Below are 2,472 nucleotides of genomic sequence, written 5' to 3'. Positions count from 1 at the left end.
CAACCCGATGCCCGGGTGGTGGAATTGGTAGACACAAGGGATTTAAAATCCCTCGCTGGTAACAGCGTGCCGGTTCAAGTCCGGCCCCGGGCACCATTTATATAAAATACCTCTTCTTTATTTCATTTATATTTCTTTTTATAACCTCATCTTACTATTTTTTTATTGCCAAAATAGCTCTATAGTTTCCTTAGTCTTTTTAAATAAGCAAATGCGTTTTCAAGTTTTCAGCACTACTGAATTCACTAAATAGGATCAAGGAAAGGTAATGGAGCAATTTAAACGTGGCTTAAATCAGTTCTGGGTAGGCGCAGTATTTGGTCTTTGTCTAGCGATCTCGTTAGTACTTATTCCTGTTGCGATTATTATGTCGAACATTAACGACGTACTTAAAATTCATGAGGTGAGCGTGCTTGTTGATAAAGTATCGACCGTCTTCGATAAATCAGAACAAGCCATAAGTAATGCCAAAGCAGCGCTAACCGATTTTGATAATGACGTGGTGATGGATATGCTTAATGCTGTGCAATCTTATCAGCAACAATCGCAGCCATTACTAACCGCAGAGCAAAAACAAGCATTAAAAGCGCAAATTAAAGAGCAGCTTGTTACTAAGCTTGAGTCCAAACTTAACGAGCAACAAATTGCATTTATCATGTCAGTCTTTGAAAAGTTAACAAATACAAAAAAGGGAGCGGAAGCGCTCCCTAATTAAGTATTTACTAAACGTGATTATTTACGCCACGCGCCTTTAGGAATAGTTTGATCGAGCTTTTTGTTTTGCGAAGGATCGAAAGTAGGTAATTTACCTGCTTTACGTTGTCTGTTGTAATCCTTCGCAAGCCAAATAACGACGCCTGATAACATAAACAAAGCGATGACGTTAACGATAGCCATTAATCCCATCGAAATATCGGCAAGCGTCCATACTAATGGTAATTCACCGAGCGCACCAAACATCACCATACCAAGTACCAGTAATCGGAAGATCAACATACCCGATGCATGGTTATGCTCTAAGAACAATAAATTGGTTTCGGCATAAGAATAATTTGCAACAATCGAGGTAAATGCAAAAAATAAAATTGCAATCGCAACAAAGGTTGCACCCCAGCTACCAACGTGTTCTTCAAGGGCAGCTTGTGTTAACGCAATGCCAGTCACACCTGAATCAGGTATAAGCTGTTGTGATAATAAAATAAGGGCTGCAGTTGCAGTACATATAATAATTGTATCTACAAATACGCCGAGCATTTGTACATAACCTTGTGAGGCTGGGTGCGGTGGGTTAGGTGTTGCCGTTGCAGCAGCATTTGCAGCGCTACCCATACCAGCTTCATTAGAGAATAAGCCACGTTTAATACCCTGGATCATGGCCTGCATTACACCATAACCTATTGCACCCGCACCTGCTTGCTCGATACCAAAGGCACTATTAATAACATGCATAAATACGTCCGGTAATAAATCGTAGTTCATGGCACACACATAAAGTGCAACTAACAAATAAGCCAGCGCCATAAATGGCACAACCATTTCTGCAAAACGTGAAATAGTTTTTAAGCCACCAAAAATAATAATACCTGACCCTAATACTAAGCCGATACCTACAACATAGTTTGGAATACCAAACGCTACATCAAATGCAGCAGCAATAGAGTTTGATTGAACAGCATTAAATACCAAGCCAAAAGCAAGAATAAGGCAAAGAGAAAAGATCACACCCATCCAGCGTTTACCTAACCCATATTCCATATAATAGGCAGGGCCACCGCGAAAGTTGCCATCTTCATCGACCGTTTTATATGCCTGAGCAAGGGTACTCTCGGCAAAACTTGTCGCCATACCTATTAAAGCAATAAGCCACATCCAGAAAATTGCCCCGGCACCGCCTAAATAAAGTGCAACGGCAACACCTGCCATATTACCTGTACCTACTCGCGCAGCTAAAGAAGTACAAAATGCTTGGAATGAGGAAATGCCATCGCCAGAACCTTGGCGGCTCTGAAACATTACTTTGATCATATGTGGGAATTGAGTGAATTGAATAAAACCGAGTCGAAGAGTGAAAAATAGCCCCGCAGCTATTAAAAGGTAAACCAGAATGTGACCCCAAAGGAGACCACTTATACTATTTATAATGTCTGTCATTTTTCTTGCCTTGTGAGCGAGTGGAAAATCTGCGGCGCAAGTTACCATAACAAGCGAGGAGAGTTTAGTTATTCTGCTAAAAAACACCAGTTATCCACAGAGGTTTGTGGGTAACTTGTTTGCATTTGGTGGGTATGTGATTAATTTGAAAATATTCAAAAAAACCTTCAAAAAGTGCTTGCGTTAAAAATCCATCTCCCTATAATGCGCATCCACTGACACGGCGGGCAGCAATGAAAAGCGCTGAACAAAGTGACACAGAGTTAAGTAAAACTTCGGTTTAAAACGGTCTAAAAAGAAAGTTTAAAATTAAGTGTTGAC

Annotated in this window: 2 protein-coding genes and 1 tRNA gene; 2 read left to right on the top strand and 1 reads right to left on the bottom strand. The window is 40.5% G+C overall.

Annotation, left to right across the window (positions count from 1 at the left end):
- Positions 1-9 precede the first annotated feature (9 nt).
- Both BIZ38_RS21580 and BIZ38_RS21575 read left to right on the top strand, forming a co-directional pair.
- Positions 10-96: transfer RNA gene (locus tag BIZ38_RS21580), tRNA-Leu, on the top strand.
- Between the two features lie 172 nt (positions 97-268).
- A complete protein-coding gene (locus tag BIZ38_RS21575; RefSeq protein ID WP_187491282.1) occupies positions 269-715 on the top strand; it encodes a hypothetical protein in 447 nt (148 codons plus the stop codon).
- Positions 716-732: 17 nt separating this feature from the next.
- On the opposite strand, the gene BIZ38_RS21570 is transcribed toward BIZ38_RS21575, so the two are convergent.
- Entirely contained in the window at positions 733-2,151 is a 1,419-nt protein-coding gene (locus BIZ38_RS21570; protein WP_187491281.1) for an alanine/glycine:cation symporter family protein, read from the bottom strand.
- Between the last annotated feature and the right edge of the window lie 321 nt (positions 2,152-2,472).

The organism is Pseudoalteromonas sp. BZK2 (assembly GCF_014349195.1).
In the GTDB taxonomy this organism is placed as follows: domain Bacteria; phylum Pseudomonadota; class Gammaproteobacteria; order Enterobacterales; family Alteromonadaceae; genus Pseudoalteromonas; species Pseudoalteromonas simplex.
This window is presented reverse-complemented; position numbering and strand designations above follow the sequence as displayed.

What these genes read in the sequence shown, in the direction of transcription:
- BIZ38_RS21570 (WP_187491281.1), bottom strand. Translation starts at nt 2,151, where the DNA reads ATGACAGACATTATAAATAGTATAAGTGGTCTCCTTTGGGGTCACATT.
- BIZ38_RS21575 (WP_187491282.1), top strand. Translation starts at nt 269, where the DNA reads ATGGAGCAATTTAAACGTGGCTTAAATCAGTTCTGGGTAGGCGCAGTA.